The following is a 24,014-nucleotide window of genomic DNA, read 5'->3' on the forward strand; positions in this document are numbered from 1 at the left end:
TCATGCGAATTGTCGGGATTTTCTTCGCATTTTGTCGCCGATGATTTGATTTGTGCCTCTTTCTGCTTAGGCTGCAAAATGTGATATTATGATCTTGGGATAATAGAAGAAATATGGTCGGGGTCATGTAAAACGTTGAAAACGCCAGCTATGAGAGATATGGATGTTGTAATTATCTAAATTCACCGCGTTATTACGTAATAAATAAATATATTTGATATTTATATTTCATTATATAGAAATTATATTGCAATAATCTATATTATTACGTATATTGTTATAGTAATAACATTTGTTTTCACGAATTTTCGTATATTTACTCGCGTATCCGGCTCCTCCCTGAAAATCTGCTCCTTGCCAATAGGGCAAAGTCGTTTTCACAGATGAGGTGATGCCATGCCATTTCCCCGTGTTAGCGCCGCCACGCTTCTGGCTTCGCTGCTGGCTTTCGCTGCGCCGGTTTCGGCGATCGCCGAACCGATCAAAAACATCGTCCTGGTGCACGGCGCCTGGGTCGACGGCTCCGGCTGGAAGCCGGTGTACGAGATCCTGTCGGGCAAGGGCTTCCACGTGTCGATGGTGCAGGAGCCGGAGACCTCCTTTGCCAATGACGTCGCCGCGGCGAAGCGCGTGCTCGACATGCAGGATGGCCCCGCGATCCTGGTCGGCCACTCCTATGGCGGTTCCATCATTACCGAGGCCGGCGTGCACCCCAAGGTCGTTGGCCTCGTCTATGTCGCGGCCCATGCGCCGGACGTCGGCGAGGATGAAGGCATGCTCAGCAAGAAGATGCCGAGCGTGCTGGGCAAGACCGCTGGCGCGATCAAGGTAACTCCGGACGGGTTCACTTATCTGGCCCCTGACCTGTTTCCGAAGTTGTTCGCCCCTGACCTGCCGAAGGAGCAGGCCGGGTTCGAGGCCCGTTCTCAGGTACTTGCCAAGAAGGAAGTCTTTAGCACCCCGCTGACCGCTGCCGCCTGGAAGAGCAAGCCGAGCTGGGGCATCGTCGCGGGCAACGACCAGATCATCAATCCCGATCTCGAACGCTTCTACTACGAACGGGCCAAGGCGCCTTTCATCGTCGTCGAGGGTGCCAGCCATTCAGTCTACGAATCGCATCCGGTCCAGGTTGCCGCCGTTATCGAAGAAGCGGCACGCGACGTTGGCGAGGCGGCGAACTGACTGCGGCCGGATCATGGAGCATCCGGTGGAATTGGGAGGCTTCCGTTCCTTGGAATGGGGCCTCCCGCGCCGTCGAAAGAGGCAAGCGATGAGCATCTGACCGAGGAGCCGGACGGTGTCTGTCTGGGGGGCCATCTGCCCCTAGTCCATGCCGTCCCAGGCAATAACGATGTCACCGAGACGGTGACGATGCGGCGATGACCGCGAATATGGAGGAAGCAATGACCGTCATTTCGGATGTTACGCCTTCTGAAAAAATCGCCATCGTCACGGGTGGCAACCGCGGCCTTGGGCGCAGCACCATTCTCGCCCTTGCGAAGGACGGCGTGCGTACGATCTTCACCTACCGCGTGAACCGTGCCGAGGCCGACCGGGTCGTTGACGAAGTCGCCGAGCGTGGCGGCCGATCGATCGCGCTGCCGCTCGACACCAGCGATATCGCCAAGTTCGATGCCTTCGCCCAGAGTGTTGGCGAGGCGCTTTCTGAGCTGGGTGCCGACCGGTTTGACTATCTGGTCAACAATGCCGGCACCTCGCATCACAACTCCATCGAGCAGACGACGGAAGAGGAGCTGGACGCGCTCTACCATGTCCATTTCAAGGGCGTGTTCTTCCTCACGCAGAAGCTGCTGCCGCTCATCCGCGACGGCGGGCGCATCGTGAATGTCTCATCTGGACTGACGCGCATTATTGTCCCCGGCAGCGCCGCCTATGGCGCGATGAAGGGGGCCGTGGAGGTCTTGACGCGCTACATGGCGAAGGAACTGGGCCCGAGATCGATCGCTGTGAATGTCGTCGCACCTGGTGCTATCGCAACGGATTTCAGTGGTGGCATGGTGCGTGACGACCCCGACCTAGCACGCCGCGTCGCAGAGATGACGGCGCTGGGGCGGGTGGGACAGCCGGACGATATCGGCCCCATGGTCGCGTCACTTCTTTCGGAGGCGAACCGTTGGGTCAATGCGCAGCGCATCGAGGTGTCCGGAGGCATGTCGATCTAGCTGTAAGTCTCTCTAGTCCATTGGGGACGTCTGGGCTTCTTTGCCGCTGCGTCTGACCAGCGTTGTACGAAGCGGTCAGGCAGACGTCCCCTGCGCGCCCTCACGCTGGGCACCGTCGTTCACGTGACCAGTGCTTGCCATTCGACAAACTCGTCCACTCCTCGAAGCCCATCCATGTGACCCATACCCCGGCGATGCTGGGATGAGGGGGCATGCCCTTCAGCGTTCGGACCATTGATCGACACCACGCGCGCGCGTAGCCGACCCGCGATGACCCGGGCGAGGGCGGAATCGGAGGTCCAGACAGCAGCCGTCGCTCCATAGCCACCCTCGTTCGAAATGCCGATGGCCTGGTCTATCTCGTCATAGGGGATCACCAGAATGACGGGGCCTGGTATGGTCTCCAGTGTAATGTTCATCTGCCGGGGCGTGTTCGCGACGACGGTTGGTTGGAAGAAGGCGCCAGAGGCATCGCCGGGATCGACCGGTTCGCCGCCTGACGCCAGTTCCGCCCCCGCGGCGATCGCGTGCTCGATCGCGCGCATCACCGCGTTTCGCTGCTGTCTGGAGATGAGCGGCCCAATGTCAGTGCTGAGCGCCAGAGGGTCGCCCAATCGCAGTCTGGCGAGAGCTTCGTTCAGAGCTTTTGTGAGCTCGCCCTGGCGATGGCGTGGCACAAGGAAGCGATCCTGACGCCCAGGCCATTGGCCATTGGCGAGCAGGCTGTTGTCGCGCAGGCCCTCGACCGCCGATGCGATGTCAACGTCAGGAAGGATGATCGCCGCCGATCGTCGCCCGATGTCCAATGTCAGCGACTTCGAACGCGACGCCGCAATGGAGGCAAGGTATCGGCCGGTTGGATCCGACGAGGATACCGCGACGCGGTCGACGCCGGGATGCCCGGCGAGATAGCCGGCCGTCTCTTCGCTGGTCACGAGAATACTGAGCAAGCCTTCGGGCAGGCCTGCCTCCATCATGAGCTCGCCGATTGTCTGGCCGTCCAGAGCGGTGATGGGGTTCAGCGCCAGTATGATCGCACAGCCCGCCAGAATGGCAGGGATGAGCCAGCCTATCGCCATGTTCTGCGGAGCGTGCCACGCAGGCATGGCCGCCACCAAGCCCGCCGGCTTGGCGATGAGCGCCATCTCCGCGGTCCCCGTACCGCATCTGGACAGGTTGGACCGAGCGGCTTCCACGTGGGAGGCGGCCCTTGCTGTCAGCTCATCGCCGAGGAGGACATTCCCCCACAGCGGTGTCGCGTTCTCGCGGGTGATGAGCCCGGACAGCGACGGCAACCGTTTCAGGTAGGTCGACAGAAAGCGCTCGACGACCTCCGTTCGCTGCGACAGCGACTGTCCGGAGCGGGCTTCACGGTCGATTGCTTGCCGGGCTGTCGCTATGGCGAGATCCACATCCGCAAGACTGGCAAGCGGTGCGACGCCCACCCATTTGCCATTGAATGGCGAGCGCACCTCGCATGCCTCGCTGCCCAGTGGCTCCATCCGTCGACCGCCGATGAAGTTATGGATATAGACCACCATTTCCGAGATCCCCGGCGTCGGGCGTGAGACTCCCCCTAGGTGTTCACGACGACGTCCATCGATGAGCCCCGAGAATGATGGCTCGACGGCTGCGACTTGGCTCGTTCAGCCCTGTAAAATCGCGTAAAACCCATGATCTCAGCGCCCGTTCGAGGTGAACACGCACGGTCCGCGGTCGAGCTCTGAGATTTTGTATCGATGAAAGTTTTGAACCTCTTCAGGCGGCAGAAATAAACTGGGGAACCGTCTGTCGACGCCCAGATCGGAGACTTGTCCACCGGCTTACTTAATCGAACCGCGTCCCATCGCCGTCGCGTGAATTTGACGGTCTGCGTTCGAGGTGGCGGCACGACCCCGCAATTACATTTCTATGCCCGCCAATTTACGCTAGTATTCAGGTGAGCCATAGCAGGTGCTGGGCAGCAGACCTGTCTGATGATCCCTCGCGTCACCTTTTAGGGCGTGGAGTGGCCTCTTGTCCGGCCTGCGAGAGAGCGGGTGTGAGTGTGCCAGGTTGAGCCACAGAGCCTCATACGCCTTGAGTGGGTTTCTTCTGATGGCAGCACTCGGTCCGCTGAACGCGGCGGAGCTGTCCTTTGCCATCGGCCATCCCCCGCAGTCCCCAGCGGTCAAGGGTGCGCAGGCGTTTGCTGCGACGCTTAGCGACGAAACAGGTGGCAAGGTTACAGCGCACGTCTATGCCCTGTCGCTGCTGAACCTTGCCGAAACATCGTCCGGGCTGCGGGCCGGGTTGGCTGATGTTGGCATGGTGCTGACGACCTACCAGTCGGGTGAATATCCCACGATCAACCTGCTCCATGACGCATCCATGGTGTTGGACAGGTTTTCAGATCTTCCCCGTCGCCTGAAAGGTGTCGCCTATGCGCCGGCCCTGGCTGAGTTCATCCTGAAACGCTGCCCGGAATGCATCGCGGAGTTCGCCCACCAGAACCAGATCTACACCGGCGCCGCGGCGACGACCCCGTATGCTCTCAGTTGCGTCCGCCCCATTCGCACCATGGCCGAGCTTCGTGGTTCACGGCTTCGGGTCGGCGGAGCGAATTGGGCGCGCTGGGCCGAGGCCGTGCAGGCCGTGCCCATCACCATGGCCGGCAACGAGATGCTCGAGGCGTTGGCGCAGGGCATCATCGATTGCGTCGTCTTGTCCCTTCCTGATGTCCGTGGCTTTGGACTGAGCAACTCGGTCCACGCTGTCACGGTGGATATTCCCGGTGGCGTCTATGTGGGGGCATTCGCCAACGTGAACCGCGACACCTGGCGCAGTTTGACGGCGGCGGAGCGCAGCGCCGTGATGAAGGCCACCGCCCAGGGCACCGCCGTGGCCAATTGGGCTTACAGCCAGGGTGAGCAGCAGGTGATCGAGCAGATTATGGCGGCAGGCGGGGAAGTCTACGAAGCCGACGCTTCGATGCGGGAGGCGAGTGCGCGCTTCGCGGAAGCCGACCTGCGCCGGCTCGCAGAACTCTACACCGCGCAAGGCGTCGCACGCAGCCAGCAGATTCTCGATGAGTTCCTGCCTATTCTCGAGCAATGGGCGCTGCGTGTGCAGCAGGTCTCCTCCGCCGAGCAACTGGCAGACATTTACTGGGAGGAACTCTATTCGACAGTGGACGTGAGCGATCCTGACCGCTGAGTGCCAGGTAAGCCGGCAGGAGAACTGCGCCAAACAGGAGCGTCGGGTGAAGCGGATCATTTGGCTGATTGAAAGGGGCGCGCGGGCAGGGGCCGCTTTGGGTGCGGCCGCGATCCTTTTGATGATGGTGCATGTCGCGCTCGACGTGGTGATGCGCAAGCTGCTGGGCGTACCACTTCCGGGCACACTCGCCGCGGTGACAAATTACTACATGGTGATCGCGGTGTTCATGCCCCTTGCTCTTGTTGAGCGGCGACGGGCGCACATTTCGGTCGATGTCGTGATGCCACTCCTTTCGGCTCGGCTGGGCAGGTATATGAGGGCGACGAGCGGGCTGGCCGCGGCGCTGATCATGGCACTGGTCGCCTGGCGCGGCTGGACGGACGCGGTGCGCGATTGGCAGGTGAGCGCGTCGCAGGTGCAAGGCAGCGCGGTTATGCCGGTGTGGCCGGCTCATTTCGCGGTTCCATTCGGATCAGGCCTTCTGGCGATCGCCTTTCTGTTGCGTCTCGTTCCCCGCCCGCTCACGGACACCTTGCCAGAGCGATAGACGGAGCCAGGCCGTGAGCGGTGTCGAGATAGGCCTGGGCGCGCTGGTTCTGCTGCCTGTCGTTCTGCTGCTTGGAGTACCCATCGGCCCCGCGCTTATCGGCGTCTCCTTCCTCGGCCTGTGGGCGATGAAGGGATGGACGGTGGCTCTGGGTGCCCTTGGCGTTGTACCGTTCAATTTCGTGGCGAGCTGGATCCTCAGCTCATTGCCCATGTTCCTTCTTCTCGGTCACATTTGCCACCGCGCTGGATTGACCAACGGGATGTTCAATCTGGCACGGCTGTGGCTGGCGGCCGTGCCGGGCGGGCTCGCCATCGCGTCGGTGTTCGGTGCCACCGGCTTTGCCGCGATGTGTGGATCGTCGCTGGCGTGCTCGGCCACGATCGGCAAGATCGCGATCCCGAAGATGATCGAGGCCAAATATCATCCCGAACTGGCGGCAGGTTCTGTCGCGGTAGCGGGAACCATCGGCGCTCTCATTCCACCGTCGATCATCCTCATCTTATACGGGCTGATAGCCGAGGTCCCGGTGACGCAGCTTTTCCTGGCGGGTATCAGCGCAGGGCTTCTCACGTCGATCGGCTATGTCCTGGTCATTGTCATACGGACCCGGCTCGACCCGTCGCTCGCACCCCCGGCCAATCTCACCGTAACGTCGGCCGAACGACGGGCGGCTTTGTGCGAGACCTGGCCGGCCTTATTGCTCATGCTCTTGGTCCTCGGCGGACTGTTCGGCGGCGTATTCACCCCCACTGAAGCGGGTGCGGCAGGCGCCGCAGCGGCGGCACTTATTGGTTTTGCAAGTCGCTCGCTCAGCCTGCGTGAATTTGTTGAGGCCGTGGGAGATACTGCGCAGACAACCTGCGCCCTGATCCTGATCGGAATCGGCGCGAGTCTGCTCGCGAGATTGCTGACGCTGAGCGGAACCGGTGCATTCATTGCCGACAGCCTCGCCGTTCTTGACCACCATCCCGCCGCGCTGATGCTGGCCATCGTTCTGCTTTATCTGGTTCTCGGAAGCTTTCTCGAGCCGATCAGCTGCATGCTGATCACCCTGCCTATCGTTCTGCCGCTTGTGGCGACGGCGGGCCTTGAGCGGGTCTGGTTTGGCGTCGTCCTGACCAAGCTGCTGGAAATCGGCATGATCACGCCGCCAATTGGCCTTAACGTGTTCGTCATCAAGGGTGTTGTTGGCGATCTGGCCCCGACTTCGGCGATTTTCCGCGGCATATTCTGGTTCGGATTGATGGACATGGCAGTGCTGGCACTGCTCATCTATGTGCCCGACATCGTCCTCTTTCTTCCGTTAATGCTTGGCTAGACGGCGCTCGACGGATGGCTCGAATGAGCGCCCACTACTGTGTTTAACATCGCTTTACGATGCTTGTCTGTGCTTCTGAACTTCAGGAGCTACGCTGGCCGTGTTTCGTCAATCCGATGGAGGCGGTAATGGGTCAAGCCGATAGACGCCTGTGTTTTCCCCTCGGGGTGGACGTAGTTGTGGCCCGGCGGGCTCTCTCACCAAGCGACGCGGAGTATCTGCGTTGTTCGCTCGCCAACGCGGTGACGGCTATCCTGCTTCAGGCCGAAGTCATCCGTCGCCACATGGCGAGCGGGATGCTGCAGGAGCCGGCGATTGAATGCGCCACCGAACAGATCGGGCTCAACGCGAAGCAAATATGGCAGGTGGTGGAAGCCACCGTTCTCGAGTCGACAACGTAACGGGATGTTCCGCCCCTGGCCCCCGAAAAGGCGCCTCTCCGTGAAGCAGGCTTTCGCGCCTTTGGAAGATGGCGCTGTGGCGCAGAGGATGCGGAAGGCCGGAAACTCACGAGGGGCTTAAATCGACCACTCAATCGGGGCAGGCCAACTGCGGCGGTTAACGGACCGTTAACCAAGATTAACCGAATCTGCACTCAGGGTAGGGAGATTCGAACCGTGACCGCTGTCAGTCAAACCGGGCCATCGATCCGTTTCCGTGGACGGTCGTTCATGGCGATGACGCTCGTAGCCGATGTTCCGCTTCAGGCGTGGCTGGCCGACTTCGACGTCTGGCTGCAGCGCTCACCGGGATTCTTTAACGGCCGGACCGTGGTGCTCGATCTCGCCAACTCCGCACAGAACAAGGCGGATGTGGAGCGCTGGATCGGCGAGCTCGCGACGCGGGGCGTAAGACTGATCGGCCTGGAGGGCGTTCGTCCGAGCATGGTGGATGCCGGCATGCCGCCGATCCTGCGCGGCGGACGCGACAGCACTCTCACCATCACCGATGTCGCCGTGCCGGCGGAAGAACCACGCAAGCCTGTCGAACCGGTGAATATGCTCGTCGAGCGCCGCGTTCGTTCCGGCCAGTCGCTTGTATGCCTCGAGGGCGATGTGACGATCATCGGTTCCGTCGGAGCCGGCGCCGAAATCATAGCTGGCGGGTCGATCCATGTTTACGGAACCCTCGCTGGCCGCGCGATCGCCGGAGCGACGTTCGGCGCCTCGGCTCAGATCTTCTGCACCAAACTCGAAGCCGAACTGCTTGCCGTCGACGGCACCTATCGGACGGCTGAGGACATTGACGACGTCTTCCGGGGCAAGGCGGTTCGAGTATCGACCGCAGATGAAACACTGCTGATTACCGCGCTTTAGGAGCGAAGCAAGACATGGCTAAGATCATCACAGTCACGTCGGGAAAGGGTGGCGTCGGTAAAACGACGACGACCGCCGCTATCGGCGCCGCCTTGGCCCGCACCGGCGATAAAGTTGTCGTCGTCGACTTCGACGTGGGGCTTCGCAACCTTGACCTGATCATGGGGGCAGAGCGCCGGGTCGTTTACGACTTCGTCAACGTCATCCAGGGCGATGCACGTTTGCCCCAGGCGCTGATCAAGGACAAGCGACTGGATTCGCTGTTCCTGCTTCCCGCCTCCCAGACGCGCGACAAGGATGCGCTGACGGAAGAGGGCGTCGACCGCGTCATCGGGATGCTGTCGCAGCATTTCGACTGGGTTATCTGCGACAGCCCCGCGGGCATTGAGCGCGGGGCGACTCTCGCCATGCGCCACGCCGAGATCGCCATCGTGGTGACGAACCCGGAAGTGTCGTCGGTACGCGACAGCGACCGCATCGTCGGCATTCTGGACGCGAAGACGCTGAAGGCAGAGCGTGGAGAGACGGTCGACAAGCGCCTGCTGCTGACGCGCTACGATCATGTCCGGGCGGCACGCGGCGATATGCTGAAGACCGAGGACGTCCTGGAAATCCTGTCGCTCCCACTGCTCGGGATCGTGCCCGAGAGCGGCGACGTGCTTAAGGCGTCCAACATGGGCGTTCCGGTCTCGATCCACGACCCCAACAGCGCGCCGGCGCGCGCCTATCACGACGCAGCGCTGCGTCTCAAGGGCGAGAACATTGCCATGGAGATGCCCCGGCAGCGTGGCGGTCTGTTCAGCAAACTCCTGCGGAGGGCGGCATGACATTGTGGAAGCGCCTATTCTCCAACACCAGCGCGCCCCAGGCGCGGGAACGGCTGCAAATTCTGCTGTCGCATGAGCGCCAGGTGGTAGGCGGCAACGATCTGCTGGCGCGCTTGCGCGAGGACATCCTGGCCGTCGTCGCGAAACACGTACCGTGCGAACAGGACAATGTGAAGGTTCGCCTGGAGCGTGGGACGCCGATGTCGATCCTCGAGATTGAGGTCGAGGTGCGCGGCGATGTCGGCCTGCCGACCAGCCAGGCGGCCTGAAGGCGAAAGCGGATTTGGGGCGGGCTCGTCCCGGCGTGAACGACCCGAACGGGCTCGGTCGCGCCGGGACGAGCCCGCTTCTGTTTTGAGAAATGAACGGGATGATGTGACGCTGGATGCGTCCGGTATGAAGATCGACCGCGTGCGACTAGGTGAGGGGCGGCGTCGCCTCGACGATCATACCGCGCTGGAGATCCGCGAGCCCGGTGGCTTCCGGGAATTCGAATTGGTGGACGCCGGCTTCGATCACATCAAGTGAGGGTACGTCTTTCATCAGTGACGCCGCGTCGCTGCTGCCATTGGCGGACACGTCACTGTTGGGCGTGAAGGTCGCAGGTGAGCTTTACGGGCTGCTGACCGAGCGAGACCGACCGAGGATGATCGTGAGCTGCAATCGCGGCGAGCTGCCTCTTAACGTCTTACTGCCAGGGCAGGCGCGACTCCGATCGAGTGGCACTCCGTCGCGCCCCACCCAAAGCTCGGATGGCCGTCGCCAACTGACGTCGCCTCTACGTTCCATTCGATAGAAGCTTGGGGCAACGGCAATGACGACCGTCGGCTTCCGCGATCCTTTGAAGGTGATCGGGGAGGTCGAGAAGGCGTTCTTCCATTGCCTCGACATCTTTGGCGCAGGCAATTTTCGAGTGCGTGGCGGCGCCGGGCGTCATTCAACCCGCTGGCGCAGGCGTGGCCCCCAGACCTCGGCCGGCTCCGGTCGACCATAGCGGTAGCCCTGGGCGTGAGGGACTCCGAGGTCGATCAGCGTGCGTTCAACGGTTTCCGTCTCGACACCTTCGGCAACCAGATCGAGCTGAAGCCGCCGGGCGAGTTCGACCGTCGCACGGATCGTGTTGGCCGCCTCGGTGGATGTGGCGCTGACAGACACGAAGGAGCGGTCGATCTTCAGCTCCGAGAAGGGCAGGCGCTGGAGCTGCGCCAATGACGAATAGCCCGTGCCGAAATCGTCGATCGAGAGCGCGAAGTCCTTCAGCCGCAGCCGCACCAGAATGTCTAGTGCGTCGACCAGATTGGTGACCGCCGCAGTTTCGGTGAGTTCAAGGATGAAGCTTGAACATTCCAGCCCTCGCGCCTTCACGATCTGCGCGAATTCATCGGCGACGGTAAGCGACATGAGGTTGCGCGCGGACACATTGACCGCGATACGGGTCTCCACGCCCTCGCGCTTCCAGTCTGCCAGGGTGTCGGCGGCGCGCCCGAGAACCCAGCGCGTCAACGGTTCGATCACTCCGGTCTGCTCGGCCAGAGGGATGAAATTAACCGGTGACTGGAGACCGAGCTGAGGATGTTCCCAGCGCACCAGCGCTTCAAAACCGGTGATCCTGCCGCCGGGCAATGCCACCTTCGGCTGCAGGTGCAGAAAGAATTCATCGTTCTCAATGCCCCGTGCCATGGCATCGGCACCGAGCGGATTTTTGTGGACGATGCGATCCAGCAATTCGTTCAGACTGGTCATGCGCCAGGGTTTGGTCAGTGTCCCTGCGATGTCGAGCCCGCGCTCCCGACCGAGCAGCGCCGCCATGTCCAGAACCTTGGCATCCACCCCGCTGATAAGAACGATGCGTGCATCGCTGCCCCGTTCCGCCAGGGCACGGATTGTTTCCACGCCATCATAACCGGGCATCTGAAGGTCGAGCGTGATGTGCGTCGGGCGCCAGTCTATGAGCGCCCGGTCGAATGCCTCGAAGGTTGAGACCGACCGTGCTTCAAAATTGAGCGCTCGGATGGAGGCGACAAGAAGCGCGCCGATGTCCGGTTCATCGTCCAGAACAAGAAACCGACAATCACGCATGACTCGTGTCCCGGTCTATCAGGTGGCGTATCGTAGAGGCCATATTGGCGACCGCCGACGGTTTGCGCACTACGGCGCAACGTGAACTGCTCTCTATCCAGTCTGGCATCACATAGGCGTCGAAACCCGACGATATAACAACCATGACCTCTGGATAAGTGTCCAGCACTTGCTGTGCGAGCATAATACCGTCCATGGGACCCGGCATGACTATATCAGTGACCATAACGTCGATGTCGAGGCCGGCGCGCAACATTGAAAGCGCCTGCTGAACGTTTGATGCTTCACGGGTTGCGTAGCCAAGTCCACGTATCTGCGCGACGATCATTTTACGCAAGCTGTCATCGTCATCGACGATCAGCACGCATTCATTGGGCTGCCCTCGCGCCGTGACCGCTTGTGCAGCGCTGGCATCCGGGCTGTCCTCAAGGGGTAGGCAGATACGGATCGTGGTGCCGCGTCCCACCTCGCTATACAGCGCAAGGCGCCCGCCCGAACGTTTGACGAAGGCATCGACCAGGCTGAGCCCGAGGCCCGTGCCCTTGCCGCGGTCCTTCGTGGTAAAATAGGGCTCGAGAACCTGCTCCTTGATATGGTCGGGAATGCCACACCCGGTATCAGAGATAGTGATTTCGGCGTAACGGCCCGGGTGTATGTCGCCTAATTCGGCGGCGTCCTGCTCGGAAAAATTCTGGATGTCAGTGCTGACGACGAAGCGCCCTCCATCAGGCATGGCGTCCATGGAGTTGACCGCAAGATTCATCAGCACGGTTTCGAGTTCCGTGGTGTCGATCTTGCAGCGGCAGATCTGCTCCGAGGGACGGGACAGCACCTCGATATTGCTGGCGAAAGAGCGCTTCATCATGTCGAGTACGCCCTCAATGAGCGCATTGATGTCGACCGTTTCCGACTTCAGGGTCTGACGCCGGGACAAGGCGAGCAAGCGCTGGGTCAACTCCGCCGCGCGACCCGCCCCCTTGAGAGCGCCGGCGGCGAAGGTCGCTTCGAGTGAGCCGGCCGAGAGTCGTTGCTGCAGCGGTTCCAGATTGCCAATGATCAGCGTCAGAAGATTGTTGAAGTCGTGGGCGATGCCGCCGGTCAGGCGACCGATGGCGTCCATGCGCTGCAAATGGCTGATCTTCGCCTGCGCGTCGCGTTTCTCCGTCACGTCCTCCAGAACCGCGATCACGTACTCCGCATTGTTATTCTCATCGCACTTCACGGACATCGTAACGCGTGTCCAGAGGTCGCGGCCATCGCGGTTCAGAATGCGGACCTCGTCGATACTCTGCTCGCTCGCGCCATTGAAAAGGCGGTGCGTGGCTTCCTCAATGGTCGCGCGGTGCTCAGGGTGGAAGATGGCGAAGTAGGACTTCGCATCAAGTTCGTCTCTTCCATATCCAAATACCGTAGAAATGTACGCATTGGCGCGCAGCCAGCTTCCGTCGGCGTTGATGTGTCCAATGCCGATCGGCGCCTGCTCGAAGGTGGCCCGGAATTCGTCTTCGCTGTGCTGGAGCGCGGCAAGGCTTTCTGCACGGATGACCGCGGCGCCGACGACATTGCCGATGGAGGCCAGGAAGGCGATGTCGTTTTCCTTGAAAGCGCCGGGCACCTCACTGTCCAAGGCAAACATACCCATGACATGGCCGTGGCCACGGATGGGGACCGCGATTGTGGAGCGGATATCGTGGATAGCGAGGAAGTTCGGTCGCTCCGGCGAGGGTTCCTTCAGCCAGTCCTCAACGGCGACATGCGTGCCCGCGAGGGTCTGGCCGAGCGTCGATTTGCACGCGCGGGGGATTTGGTGGGGCGCGCTGCCATCATCCCATCCATGCCAGGCGATCATTTTGAGATCGTCGTTTTCGGGCTCGTGGAGCCACACGCTGCCGCGCTGCGTGCCAAGGGTGCGGCAGGCACACTCGAGCGCCTCGCGAAACAGGCGGTCGAGTGTGTTCTGGGTGAGGGCCAGATCCCCCAGCCGGACCAACTCGGCGAGCTGGGCGCTGCGCGCCTGCTCCGCCTCTTGGGCATTGCGGCGGGCGGCTATCTCGCGCCGGAGCTCGGTGGTGCGCCGTTGGACGGTATCCTCGAGATTTTCCAGCAGGCGTGCACGCTCGATGGCGACACCAACCTGCAGCCCCACGGCGGTGAGCATGCTCCGCGAACGATCGTCGATCTCCAGGGGATCGTTCAGCCGAAGATTGAGACTTCCAAGCAATTGGGACTCAACCTGGATGGGGATATGCAGATGCCTCTGGGATAACTGGCCATCAGTCGTGGCTGCCCGGCGCCAATGCACGCCGGTTATCGGCTCCCCATCACCGACGGGATGCGACACCAGCGGAATATCGGTGGGATAGACGCCCTCCCATATGGCCAGCATGGCGGGTTCGCCAGTTTCGTCCTCCAGCGTCAGCCAGCCGGCAGCCGCATCGAGCATCTCCATGGTGCGGCCCAGCGCCTCATGCAGGACCGCGTCCATCGATGTGCTGCGGTTGAGGGCTTCGATGATGTGGGTGAGGCCATCGAGGCTTTTGATGGAGACTTCCAGCTCCTGCTGGCGGTCGCGCAGGTCGTCGTTTAGCCGTACGGCGGCGTCGTAGGTCGAAATCAACAGGTCCAGCACCTGCTTGCGTTCGGCGGTGATGAAATGGCTCTCGCCCTGCAGTTCGATGTGAACGCCGAGATGCATCTTCTCGGTCGCCTGCAACTTGCTGTTCGCTGTGAGATAGCGCAGCCGGGTAATGAGGTGGTCGCCGTCATAGGGTTTGGTAATGAAGTTGTCCGCACCGCAATTGAGGCCGGCTACGACGTCACGCGGGTGAGACATCGATGTCACCAGCACAACCGGTATGGCCTTCAAGGCGGGGTCTTCCTTGATTGCCTTGCACAGCTCATAGCCGCCCATGCCGGGCATCACGACATCGCTGATCACAAGGTTCGGCGGCTCCTGCCGTGCCAGTTCGAGAGCTTCTCTCCCATTGGTTGCAGCGTTGACGCGATAGCCGGCATCCTCGAGCAGCCACTGCAGATGCGCGGCCTGGGTTGGGCTGTCCTCGGCCATCAGGATCAGTTCGGATTTGCCTTTCGACATGCCTGTCGATGACACACCGTCAGATTGCATGGCTTCCCTCCACGCCGATAAGGCCATTCAATTCGGCCGCGATAAGCGCTGGTTGCAGGACGCGGCTGGTCGACGATGACGCGATGGCGGCCAGTGGCATACTTGCGACGACACAGCTCGCGGGGTCCTGGACCAGGATCGGTGCACCCGCCTTGCTGAGCCGCCGGCAGCCTTCCGCGCCGTCCTGCCCCATGCCCGACAGCAGCACGCCAATCGCGGTATCCCCCCAGACCGCGGCGGCCGAGCTGAAGAGCCGGCTAATGGATGGACGAAATCCATTCTCCGGCGGATCCGACGTGAGCGAGAGGTCACCGCTGGCAGCGAAGCCCAGTTGCATGTCGTCGGGCGCGAAGTAGACGTGTCCAGGGCGCGCGCGCTGGCCTGATCGAGCCAGTGCGACGGTGTGTGGACATTCGGCGTTGAGCCAGTCCACGAGGGCCTGAACGAAGCCGGGCGAAATATGCTGCACCACGCAGACCGGCGTTGGTAGACGCGGAGACAGGTTGCGCAGGATCTCCGCCAGCACGCGCGGGCCACCCGTTGAGGCCCCCATCACAACCATTCGGTAGTTCCGCCGTAGCGGAGCGATGACGGGCGCAGCGGCGGGACGCTCCGCAGGCGGCCAGCGCCGCACAACCTGCACTTCGCTCATCGTGCGGATGGTTTCGAGGACGCGGAGCGTCGAGTTCCGGTAATCCGAATGATCCGGTCCCCAGGGCTTGCTGACGATGGCGAGGGCCCCAGCTTCCAGGCTCAGCATGGAGGTGCGCAGGTCCGATGGCTCGTAGCTGGCGGTAAAGATGATGATCCGCGTCGGGCAGCGCTCCATGATCAGGCGGGTGGCGCGGAACCCGTCCATGACCGGCATATTGGCGTCCATGAGGATGACATCGGGTCGCTTCTCCTCGGCGGCGGCAACACCCGCCTCGCCCTGTTCGGCGATGCCGACAAGTTCCATGTCCGGTTCAGCGGCAATCAGTTCCGTCAGGAACGTGCGCGCCGTGAGGGAGTCCTCGACCAGCAAGATGCGTATGGGGCGTTTGGGTATCAATGCAGTGTCAGCCTCTGGACGATTTCGAGCAGATGGGTCTGATCGAAGGCGGATTTGGCGACGTAGGCGTTCGCTCCCGCGCGGAGCCCTTCCTCCTTGTCTTCGCGGCTTTCGAGCGCAGTGACGAGTATGACCGGCTTTTGGGCGAGTGGAGCTTCCTGTCGGATCTGGCGGGTGAGTTCAAACCCGTTGAGATTTGGCATGTCGACATCGGAGATGATGATGTCGATCTCCATCTGCCGCAGCATGGCCAGCGCCTCGATGCCGTCGGCGGCGAGATAAACCTCGTAGCCGGCGGCCTCGAACAGACTCTGTTCCATCATGCGTGTGGTGATGGAATCGTCGACCACCAGCAGCTTGCGCGCCTCCCGCCGTTTGGCGAGCGAACGCTCGGGGCGCCTGGTGGGCGCCAGCGCCAGCGCGCGCAGGAGATCCGCGACGCGTAGCACCGGCAGGAGGTCGCCATGGGCTGTGACCGCGACAGCGAGGACATGCGGGACACGAACCAGCGGCGAGGGCAGGGGTTGGAGCAGCAGCGACTGCTCGTCGCCCAGCGCGTCGACCAGCAGCGCACCGCGCTGCTCGCCCGCCTGCAGGATTACAGCGCTGGACCGTTCGGTGGGTGTTGACCCGGTCTCCTCGGGCAGGGCAAGCACGTCGCAGAGCTGGGCGGCTGGCAGGTGCTCGCCGCGCCATGCCAGCGTCTGGCCAAGGCTCGCGGAACTGGCCAGCTGTCCTCGGTTGCGCACCACGGCGAGGAGATGATCCATCGGCAGCAGGAAACGGCGGCCCCCCGCTTCCACCACAAGGCCACGAAACGTGTCGACGCTGGTTGGCACCAGAATGCGGACCGTGACACCGTGGCCCGGCTCCGAGACGAGCTCGACATGGCCGCCCAGGGCCTCGACGTGATCGCGGACGATGGCGAGGCCAAGGCCATGGCCTGAAAGGGTCGTAACCACCGTCGCGGTGCTCAGCCCGGCCCGGAAAGCGAGGGCAGTCACCCGGTCCTCCGGCATCGCGGCGAGGTCGTCCGGCGACTCGATATGCAGCCGCGCCGCCGATTCCCGTAGCCGCCCTAGGTTTATGCCGCGCCCGTCATCGCTGATCTCGATGGCGAAGCGGCGCTCGTCGTGGCGGGAGAGCCGAATGGCGATCTTGGCCACTTCTGGCTTGCCGGCGGCAACACGTTCGGACGCCGGCTCCACGCCGTGATCGATCGCGTTGCGGCACACATGCAGGAGAGGGTCCTTGATGGCTTCAAGAATGCGTCGGTCCAACATCACATCGAAGCCGGTGATGTCGATGTTCACCCTCTTGCCCTGCTCGGCTGCAATGTCCTCAAGCATAACGCTCAGGCCTTCAACCACATTCCAGGCGGATGACAGGCGCAGCGCCCGCGCCTGCTCGCCCAACGCGTTCAGCGATCCATCAAAGCGATACAGGTCCGCGGCCACGTTTCGATGGAGGTGGCGCAGTTGAGCCTCGATCAGCCGCAGATCATGGTCAATCCGCTCAAGCGAGAGGTCGGCGCTGTCAGATGTCTTCAATTGCTGGCGCTGCAGGGCAATTTGGTCAAGTGTTGCCTTCAGCCCGGCGGACTGTTGATCGAGCGCCTGGCTATAGGGCAGCAATTCCTCGATGCCGTGCAGAAGTGCGTCCAGAGCCGCGACATTGGCGCGGGTGGTCGCCGTCGCAGGTGCCGCCTCTACCACCGCAGCTTCCCTCGCGGGTGCTGGCTGCGGTGCGGCCTGGGGGACCGGTAGTGGCTCGCTCTGGGGCGTCGGGCTGCCAGAACTTTCTGCTTCAGCGGCATGAATGGATGGTGGTGGGTTTTCGGGGCGGGTTTCGATCTTCCCGGCACCCGGCTCCTGGGGCTGACCGCCATGAACCGAGCGCCGCAGCCGCTGTATGGCCTGGCGCAACTGGACGCCGTCGGCGGGAACACCCTGACGCAGGACGTTCGAGAGCGACGTCTCGAGTTTCTGGCACTGGCCCTCGATGTCCTGCCGCGCCACGGAACGGGCGGCGCCTTTCAGGGTGTGCACGATCTTGAAGAGTTGCTCGACCATGTCCCGCCCCGGTTCAGCGGGGGCGGCCGGCCAGGCGCGCAACAGGCTGTCCAGACCGCGCAGGTGATCGTTCGCTTCCGTCTGGAATGCGGCGAGCAACCGTTCTCGTAGGGCGGACTGGCGGTCGGTCATTGTGGTGGCGTGTCTGACGAGACGAACGACACCAGGCCGGCAAGCCGACCTGCGAGGTCGTTCAGGTCGCGGGCCGAGCGCTCGACCTGCCGCGTGGCGGCAACCGTCTGGCTGGTCGACTGCTCGATGTTGCGCATGGCGGCCGCGATCTGGTCCATGCCCGCATTCTGCTCCTGGCTGGCCGCCGCGATCTGCTGGCCCGCCCGCGCCGCTTCGCCAATGCTATCGGTGAGGACACGGATGGTGTTGCCGGACTCGCTGGCGCGCACCGATCCCACTTCCGCGGCCTTCACGCCCTGCTCGGCGGCAAGCATCGCCGCCTGCGAGGCCTTCTGGATATCGGCGAGGATGCGACGCACCTGGACGGTGGCTTGCTTGGACTGGTCAGACAGGGCCTTGATCTCGGTGGCAACCACGGCGAAGCCGCGGCCGAACTCCCCGGCCTTGGCGGCCTCAATACTGGCATTGACGGCGAGCAGGTTTGACTGTTCGGCAAGATCGCCGACGGTGGTGTTGATTTCAGCGATGGCTTCGGCCTGTTCGATGAAGCCGAGAATGCGCTGGGCCACCATTTCCATGCGCTGGCGTGCTTCCTGACTGCCAGCGATGGCCGCCTCGACAGTAGAGCGCCCGCTTTCTGCGACTTCGCTGGCACGCTGAGCAGCCTGCGCAACGGCGCTGGCCTTCTGCATGGCGAGGGTGCTGGTCTGCTTGACCTCAATGACGCTCGACGCGGTCTGCCTTACGGCAACGGCCTCTTCCGCCGTGGCGGAAACCTGCTGGCTGGTGGCGATGAGAATATCTGCACTGGCGTTCGACACGTTGGTCGTCGCCTCGCGCACCTCCGTCACCAGGCGGGCCATGGATTGAGTCAGATCATTGAGGCAGTCGGCAAGAAGGGAGAGCTCGGGGTGATCACTCACAGGCGCGCGGGCGGAAAAGTCGCCGCCGATGATGCGTCGCGCAACCTCGGAATAGTCGCTGACAGCCTGTCGGAGCTCCCTCTGGGTCTCCTGCTCGTTGGAAATGCGCTCGCGCAGCGACTGTGACATCGCATTGATGGCGTGGCCGAGTTCACTGACTTCGCGAGGACCGTCCTGATTGGCAATCTGGTTGAGGTCGCCACCGGTGATCGCGCGCGCGGTGGCGCGCAGCCGCTCGATAGGACGCGCCAGGAATCCTGCGCCGAAGAAAGCGAGGACAAGGCCGCCGCCGGCTCCCAGTGCGCCGATCAGGCTGGCTCGCTGATAGGCACGGTAAAGAACATCGTCCGTCGATGAGGTCGGCTCAACGGTCCAGACCTTCCATCCGGTGCTTGGCACTGTGGCGAAGCCACCAATCAAGGTCTGGCCTTCCAAACCGACAAACTCCGGGATGGTCCCGGCCTGAGTCTGCCGGGTGAGTGGCCAGAAGCCCTGATCAGTGACAATTCGCCCGGCATCAACCAGCTCATGGCGCGGAAAGGCCAGCAACAACCCCTCACCGGTCGCCACCCCGGCATGGCCGGCGCCATTGGTGCCGATGGGCCGGTCGGCTAGGCGGCCAATTTCGGCGAGGTCCAGCCCCCCGGATACAACCCCAATGACATTCCCTTCGGCGTTGATAATTGGTGCTGCGAGCGGTACGACCAGGCGTCCGGTAACTCGGGAGCGGATGGCCACCTTGTCGACGAACAGCTTGCCGCTGCTCACAGTCGTCTTGAACCATTCGCGGTCGCCGAGGTTCAGTCCGTCGATGTTCTCGGCTTCAGATGCCGCCGCTGCGATCACGCGGCCGGAGAGGTCGACAAGGATCACGCTACTGGCAAATCCGCTGTAATGTGCCTTTACCCGGGTGAGCATGCTCTGATCGTTGGCAAGGTCTCCAATGCCAGTCGCGGCCAGATTGTCGGCCAGCGTGCCAAGCGCCTGCGTGTGCTTGTCGACATAACCCTCGTAGAGCAGCGCGAGCCGTTCCGCACTCAGCTGGCCGCGCAGCAGGACGTCGTTGTGCAGGTAGTCGCGGATATAAAGTCCCGCTCCGAAAACGACCACGAGAGTGGGCACAGCGGCAATGACCGCAGCGGCGATAATCAGCAGGGCGCGAATACTGAACCTGGGCATCATTGTCTCCGTAGGGCTTATCCGCCCACTTCTCCCTGAATGCGGAAGCGTGCATCCGCCACAAGGAGTTCCAGGTCGATCATGGTGAGCAGATCGCCGGTAAGGCCGGCGACGAAGGGGGGCATACGGCCGGATGCTTGCATCGCCGCGCTCCCCGATAAGGGGTCGAGCGAATGGATGCCCTCGAGCACATCGGCCGCGAGCGCAAAGCGCATGCCACTGGCCTCCACGATCAAAAGCAGTGCGGGTGCAGCGGTGGGCAGGCTATCGGGGGCGAGAAACCATCCAATTTCGGCGACCGCCACCACTTCCCCGCGATTGAACGCGACGCCGCATATGTGCGGAGAGACGCCGGGGAGGTTGAGCACCGAGCGCGGCCTCACGACCTCTTGCAGCGCGGTCAAGGCGACAGCCATACGGTCCTCGCCTCGGCGGAAGGCAATGTAGGGACGCGCTCTGCCATCCTCGGCGACGGGTGGCGGGGTCGCGAGGCGTGCCGCGCGCTGGCGCAGAATGGCATTCTCGTCGCGCCCGCGGCCTTCGACGGCGGCCGACAGCCGCGTGAGCATATGCCGGGCGCGGCTCCAGTCGACGGTTGGCGCCTCTTTTTCGGTATTTACGGTGGGGCTCAACGCAAGGTCGTGGACAATGTCAGACACGGCGGTGTGCCTCCTTTTGTCCATCCCTTTTGCAGCCGTCCGCTCCAAGGGCTTTCTTTCCACGATGGCGGCGCAGCAATGCGGCGAGGCGAAGCTGCGCTGTTCCATCGGAACCATTAAGGCGGAGGGCTCGTCTCAGTGTCAGCAAGGCGCCTTCGTGATCGCCGTCCATCTCCTGCAATGTGGCCATGAGGTTGATGAGGCCGGTATCGAGTGGCGCGCGTGCCATGGCCTGTGCGCAGTGTCGCCGTGCGTCGCCCAGCCGCCCGGCACTGATCATGTCATCCAGCTGCGCGATGATGCCGTCCCGCGGCGTCGGCGCGGGAGACGCTGCCATAAAGGGGATGTCGGGTGCGCCCGCAGGTTCATCCGGTGGGCAGAGCGGGACCGGCATGTGGGGGGTGGTGGTGGCAAGGGGCGTGCGCTGGAACAGCAGCAGTTCGCCATGATCGGCGCGCACCAGCGGGTGAAACAGCTCGGGGGTTGCTTCAGAAGGAGCGGTTACCAACACCCCATGCGGCGCGAGCCGGCCCAGCAGATTGCGCGCTACGCGCTTGCGAGCCACGGGCTCGAGATGCATCAGTACATTCCGGCACAGGATGAGATCAAATGCCGCCGAGGGCATGCTCTCGGGATCAAGCAGGTTACAGAGCTCGAAGCTCACCATGGCGCGCAAGTGCGCTCCGACCTCGAACCCGTGCCGATGCTGGCGGAAATGGAGCGCGCGGCGCACATCCGAGACCTCCCGTAGCGCGCGGGACTGGTAAACGCCGCGCCGCGCCGCTTCGATCGCCGCTGCGCACAGGTCTGTGCCGATGATGCGGATTGTCCACTCCGACACGTCCGGCAGATATTCCGCCAGGATCAGAGCCACGCTGTAGGCTTCTTCCCCACTCGCGCAGCCCGCGCTCCAGATGGTGATGTCGCGCCGGCCGGCCGCACGCCGCGCGGCGACAAGCGGGGCCACGGCATGCCGGGCAAGCTTCTCGAACCAATTAAGCTGGCGCAGAAGCGAGGTCTCGCGGATCGTGATGGCCTCGATGAGGAGCTGGATTTCCCGGCCGGCGAAAGGCTGGCCCGCCGCCTGCGCAAGCAGCGCTTCGAGCTCCGCGCCGGAAATGCGTTCCGGGCCGAGGCCGGTAATCAGCCGATGGAGCAGTTCCTCATCTTGAAGCGTGGCGGCCAAAAGGCCGAACCGCTCCACGAAGAGAGCGCGGATGGAGCCGAGCAATTGGGGCGTGAGGGTATGGGCCAGCCTCATCCCGCAAACTCCCGCCGGATGGCGTCGAGTTCCAGCTTCTCGTCATCGGAGAGGAAACGGTCGAGGTTGGTGATCAGGACAAGGTTGTCACCGACAATCGTGGCGCCGGCAACAATCTCTCCACGCTCCAGCGTATAGTCCGAGATGCTGTCGGTGGAGACCTCGATCACGGCGGACACCTCATCTGCGATGACGCCGATCATCGCGCCGCCTGCCTGGGTCATCACGATGCAATCGTCGGCGCTCGTGTGCTTCTGATTGCAGCCGAGTTTGCTGCGCAGCCCATACAAGGGCACAAAATTGCCGTGATAGACCATGCCGCCAACCACGTTGGGTATCGGTCGGGGCAGCGGGAGGGGCGCAACCATGGGCTCGACGCGCACCACCCGATCAAAGGGGAGAGCCATTCGCGACTGATCGATTGTGAACGGCAGCAAAAGCACCTGTGTACGTCCCGGAAAATTACCCTTCGTAAGTCTATTCTATGTTTCAATAATTGAAACATTATATGACCATATTTCAAGTATTTTGAGCCTGAGCGACTGTCGCGTTGGTCACTTTGGTTAATTGCTGGTGCCGCAGTAGTGCCGGATGTGAATGGGCGCGAAGACGTGATCCCGACCGGAAACGGCCCAGACGCTCAATAATACCGAAAATGACTGTGCTTCTGTTGGATGCCTATCAACACCGCATTCGACACGAATATCTCTAGATAAATCAATGAGTTGAAATCCACGGAGCCGGGCATCCGCTGTGTGCCGACTTAGAATCGTTGTTCGGCGGGGACAAAAAGGGTGGCCACCATCACGACGGTGTCCGGGTCAAAGGCTCTCAGTCGCTGCCGCCATGCCGAGCTTCAGGTCCAGCGGGACCACTCGATCGGGGAGGTCTGAAGGTGCTTTCTACGGCCGGATTTCGTCTCGTCAGTGTTCCATGAGCGCTATGCTGATCCAGAAATCCCACTCTCCGCCCCCTGAACGGTCTCAAAAGCGATGACGGCGAACACCTTGGAATTGAAGTCGACGGTGGCGTGAGGCTGTCGGCTCAGCTCGAAATTTGGGCCTGGCACCAGCCCTTCAAACGAAGACTAACGTCGCTAGCGATCTGCCCATGAAGAGGTCCGATGCGGCGGCTTTACGTGAGGCTGCCCGCCAAGCGCTGGGCCAGCTTCCCGGCCTTGAACGCGTCACTGACCCAGTCGACGAATACCCGTGTCTTGGCTGGGAGGAGGGTGCGCGAGGGGTAGTAGATCGAGATAGCTCCCGTGTCGCAATACCAGCGCGGGACTAGGCGGATCAGCGTGCCATTGTCCAAAGCCGACAGCGCATCCGACACGGCCAGCAGGGCGACGCCGAGACCCAGCAGCGCCGCCTCGCGCATAGCAGCCGGATCGTTCACGACAATGCTCTCGCGCAGAGGTGCAAGAAGCTCGCGGCCCGCAACATCGCGCATGGTCCGATGACGGATCCGCCCGGTGCTCAGGTGGCGCATAACGATGCCGTCGAGATCGCCGAGCCCCGTGGGATCGGATGGCGGCACGCGGCTGCTCATATAGCCGGGTGAGGCCACCGCGACGAGATGCGCGGGAGCCAGGGTACGGGCGACGATGCCGGGCGAAAGCTCGAATCCGCCGCCAATAGCCGCGTCATAACCTTCGGCGATGAGGTCGACCGGTCGGTTCTCGAAGTGCCATTCCGGCTTGATGCGCGGGTAGCGCGCCATGAACCCCGGCAATAGCGGCATCAGGTAGTTGATGCCGAAGGTCGGCGGCAAGCTGACCTTCAGTGTTCCGGCCGGCTCGCCGCCATCAGCAGAAATGCCCGCAATCGCCGCCTGCAGCGCCTCCAATTTGTCGCCGATGGACTGCCGGAACGTCTCGCCGGCCTCGGTCAGCGTCAGCCGGCGGGTGGAGCGGGTGAAGAGCCGAACGCCGAGATTGCGCTCCAGCATGGCGACGTTGCGGCTGACGGCGGCGGGCGTCAGTGACAGTCGACGGGCAGCCTCCGAGAAGCTGCCGTGCTCGGCGCTTCGCATGAAAGCTTCGAGATTGGTGAGGGTCTCCATGTGTCAATTTTCAAGGATTGCTTGTTAATCTGTCAAACCATTTCCGGCTAATGCGACGGTAATTATTCCACCATC

20 protein-coding genes are annotated in these 24,014 nt (G+C 62.4%); 10 read left to right on the plus strand and 10 right to left on the minus strand.

Annotation, left to right across the window (positions count from 1 at the left end):
• Positions 1-396 precede the first annotated feature (396 nt).
• Positions 397-1,182: an alpha/beta hydrolase gene (locus G3A50_RS13010; protein WP_163075671.1), complete on the plus strand. Its 786-nt coding sequence runs from the start codon at positions 397-399 to the stop codon at positions 1,180-1,182.
• A 230-nt stretch (positions 1,183-1,412) separates the two neighbouring features.
• Positions 1,413-2,183, plus strand: coding sequence for an SDR family NAD(P)-dependent oxidoreductase (locus G3A50_RS13015; RefSeq protein WP_425483474.1), 771 nt, complete (start codon positions 1,413-1,415; stop codon positions 2,181-2,183).
• A gap of 119 nt (positions 2,184-2,302) precedes the next feature.
• On the opposite strand, the gene G3A50_RS13020 is transcribed toward G3A50_RS13015, so the two are convergent.
• Entirely contained in the window at positions 2,303-3,724 is a 1,422-nt protein-coding gene (locus G3A50_RS13020) for an aldehyde dehydrogenase family protein (protein WP_163075673.1), read from the minus strand.
• A gap of 556 nt (positions 3,725-4,280) precedes the next feature.
• Here G3A50_RS13020 and G3A50_RS13025 point away from each other — a divergent pair.
• The 8 genes from G3A50_RS13025 (at position 4,281) to G3A50_RS22835 (ending at position 9,920) form a co-directional block, all read left to right on the plus strand.
• Complete coding sequence (locus G3A50_RS13025) at positions 4,281-5,378, plus strand: type 2 periplasmic-binding domain-containing protein (protein WP_163075674.1); 1,098 nt, start codon at positions 4,281-4,283, stop codon at positions 5,376-5,378.
• A 46-nt stretch (positions 5,379-5,424) separates the two neighbouring features.
• The gene (locus G3A50_RS13030) at positions 5,425-5,928 is read left to right on the plus strand and encodes a TRAP transporter small permease (RefSeq protein ID WP_163075675.1); all 504 of its coding nucleotides are present in this window, start codon (positions 5,425-5,427) and stop codon (positions 5,926-5,928) included.
• Positions 5,929-5,941: 13 nt separating this feature from the next.
• Positions 5,942-7,249, plus strand: a complete 1,308-nt coding sequence (locus G3A50_RS13035) for a TRAP transporter large permease (protein ID WP_163075676.1) — start codon at positions 5,942-5,944, stop codon at positions 7,247-7,249.
• A gap of 128 nt (positions 7,250-7,377) precedes the next feature.
• Positions 7,378-7,650, plus strand: coding sequence for a hypothetical protein (locus tag G3A50_RS13040; RefSeq protein ID WP_163075677.1), 273 nt, complete (start codon positions 7,378-7,380; stop codon positions 7,648-7,650).
• Positions 7,651-7,866: 216 nt separating this feature from the next.
• Positions 7,867-8,565 carry a septum site-determining protein MinC gene (gene minC / locus G3A50_RS13045; protein WP_163075678.1) on the plus strand — a complete coding sequence of 233 codons (699 nt, stop codon included), beginning with the start codon at positions 7,867-7,869 and terminating at the stop codon, positions 8,563-8,565.
• A gap of 14 nt (positions 8,566-8,579) precedes the next feature.
• Complete coding sequence (gene minD, locus G3A50_RS13050; RefSeq protein ID WP_163075679.1) at positions 8,580-9,392, plus strand: septum site-determining protein MinD; 813 nt, start codon at positions 8,580-8,582, stop codon at positions 9,390-9,392.
• Entirely contained in the window at positions 9,389-9,661 is a 273-nt protein-coding gene (gene minE / locus G3A50_RS13055; protein WP_163075680.1) for a cell division topological specificity factor MinE, read from the plus strand. The genes minD and minE overlap by 4 nt, the downstream gene beginning before the upstream one ends.
• A gap of 127 nt (positions 9,662-9,788) precedes the next feature.
• Complete coding sequence (locus G3A50_RS22835; protein WP_281355810.1) at positions 9,789-9,920, plus strand: hypothetical protein; 132 nt, start codon at positions 9,789-9,791, stop codon at positions 9,918-9,920.
• A 405-nt stretch (positions 9,921-10,325) separates the two neighbouring features.
• Here G3A50_RS22835 and G3A50_RS13060 read toward each other — a convergent pair whose 3' ends face one another.
• From G3A50_RS13060 to G3A50_RS13100, 9 genes are all read right to left on the minus strand, one after another.
• Complete coding sequence (locus tag G3A50_RS13060) at positions 10,326-11,201, minus strand: EAL domain-containing protein (RefSeq protein WP_425483405.1); 876 nt, start codon at positions 11,199-11,201, stop codon at positions 10,326-10,328.
• A gap of 262 nt (positions 11,202-11,463) precedes the next feature.
• Positions 11,464-14,598 (minus strand): response regulator, encoded by a 3,135-nt coding sequence (locus G3A50_RS13065; RefSeq protein WP_163075682.1) that lies wholly within the window; start codon positions 14,596-14,598, stop codon positions 11,464-11,466.
• A complete protein-coding gene (locus tag G3A50_RS13070) occupies positions 14,588-15,622 on the minus strand; it encodes a chemotaxis protein CheB (RefSeq protein ID WP_163075683.1) in 1,035 nt (344 codons plus the stop codon). The genes G3A50_RS13065 and G3A50_RS13070 overlap by 11 nt, the downstream gene beginning before the upstream one ends.
• Positions 15,623-15,645: 23 nt before the next feature.
• Positions 15,646-17,820 carry a hybrid sensor histidine kinase/response regulator gene (locus G3A50_RS13075; protein WP_163075684.1) on the minus strand — a complete coding sequence of 725 codons (2,175 nt, stop codon included), beginning with the start codon at positions 17,818-17,820 and terminating at the stop codon, positions 15,646-15,648.
• Between the two features lie 29 nt (positions 17,821-17,849).
• On the minus strand, positions 17,850-19,955 hold the full coding sequence (locus tag G3A50_RS13080) for a methyl-accepting chemotaxis protein (protein WP_163075685.1): 2,106 nt from the start codon (positions 19,953-19,955) through the stop codon (positions 17,850-17,852).
• A gap of 17 nt (positions 19,956-19,972) precedes the next feature.
• The gene (locus tag G3A50_RS13085) at positions 19,973-20,614 is read right to left on the minus strand and encodes a chemotaxis protein CheW (RefSeq protein WP_163075686.1); all 642 of its coding nucleotides are present in this window, start codon (positions 20,612-20,614) and stop codon (positions 19,973-19,975) included.
• Entirely contained in the window at positions 20,607-21,845 is a 1,239-nt protein-coding gene (locus tag G3A50_RS13090) for a CheR family methyltransferase (protein ID WP_163075687.1), read from the minus strand. Before G3A50_RS13090 ends, G3A50_RS13085 begins: the two co-directional genes overlap by 8 nt.
• A 26-nt stretch (positions 21,846-21,871) precedes the next feature.
• Positions 21,872-22,318, minus strand: coding sequence for a chemotaxis protein CheW (locus tag G3A50_RS13095; RefSeq protein WP_163075688.1), 447 nt, complete (start codon positions 22,316-22,318; stop codon positions 21,872-21,874).
• Positions 22,319-23,009: 691 nt separating this feature from the next.
• On the minus strand, positions 23,010-23,939 hold the full coding sequence (locus tag G3A50_RS13100; protein WP_163075689.1) for a LysR family transcriptional regulator: 930 nt from the start codon (positions 23,937-23,939) through the stop codon (positions 23,010-23,012).
• Positions 23,940-24,014 lie beyond the last annotated feature (75 nt).

This window comes from Ancylobacter pratisalsi (genome assembly GCF_010669125.1).
Taxonomy (GTDB): Bacteria; Pseudomonadota; Alphaproteobacteria; order Rhizobiales; family Xanthobacteraceae; genus Ancylobacter; species Ancylobacter pratisalsi.

Excerpts from the sequence above, each read along its gene's own strand:
- G3A50_RS13010 (WP_163075671.1), top strand. The coding sequence starts at position 397 with ATGCCATTTCCCCGTGTTAGCGCCGCCACGCTTCTGGCTTCGCTGCTG.
- G3A50_RS13020 (WP_163075673.1), bottom strand. The coding sequence starts at position 3,724 with ATGGTGGTCTATATCCATAACTTCATCGGCGGTCGACGGATGGAGCCA.
- G3A50_RS13025 (WP_163075674.1), top strand. The coding sequence starts at position 4,281 with ATGGCAGCACTCGGTCCGCTGAACGCGGCGGAGCTGTCCTTTGCCATC.
- G3A50_RS13040 (WP_163075677.1), top strand. The coding sequence starts at position 7,378 with ATGGGTCAAGCCGATAGACGCCTGTGTTTTCCCCTCGGGGTGGACGTA.
- minD (WP_163075679.1), top strand. The coding sequence starts at position 8,580 with ATGGCTAAGATCATCACAGTCACGTCGGGAAAGGGTGGCGTCGGTAAA.
- minE (WP_163075680.1), top strand. The coding sequence starts at position 9,389 with ATGACATTGTGGAAGCGCCTATTCTCCAACACCAGCGCGCCCCAGGCG.
- G3A50_RS22835 (WP_281355810.1), top strand. The coding sequence starts at position 9,789 with ATGAAGATCGACCGCGTGCGACTAGGTGAGGGGCGGCGTCGCCTCGAC.
- G3A50_RS13060 (WP_425483405.1), bottom strand. The coding sequence starts at position 11,201 with ATGGCGGCGCTGCTCGGTCGGGAGCGCGGGCTCGACATCGCAGGGACA.
- G3A50_RS13065 (WP_163075682.1), bottom strand. The coding sequence starts at position 14,598 with ATGCAATCTGACGGTGTGTCATCGACAGGCATGTCGAAAGGCAAATCC.
- G3A50_RS13080 (WP_163075685.1), bottom strand. The coding sequence starts at position 19,955 with ATGCCCAGGTTCAGTATTCGCGCCCTGCTGATTATCGCCGCTGCGGTC.
- G3A50_RS13100 (WP_163075689.1), bottom strand. The coding sequence starts at position 23,939 with ATGGAGACCCTCACCAATCTCGAAGCTTTCATGCGAAGCGCCGAGCAC.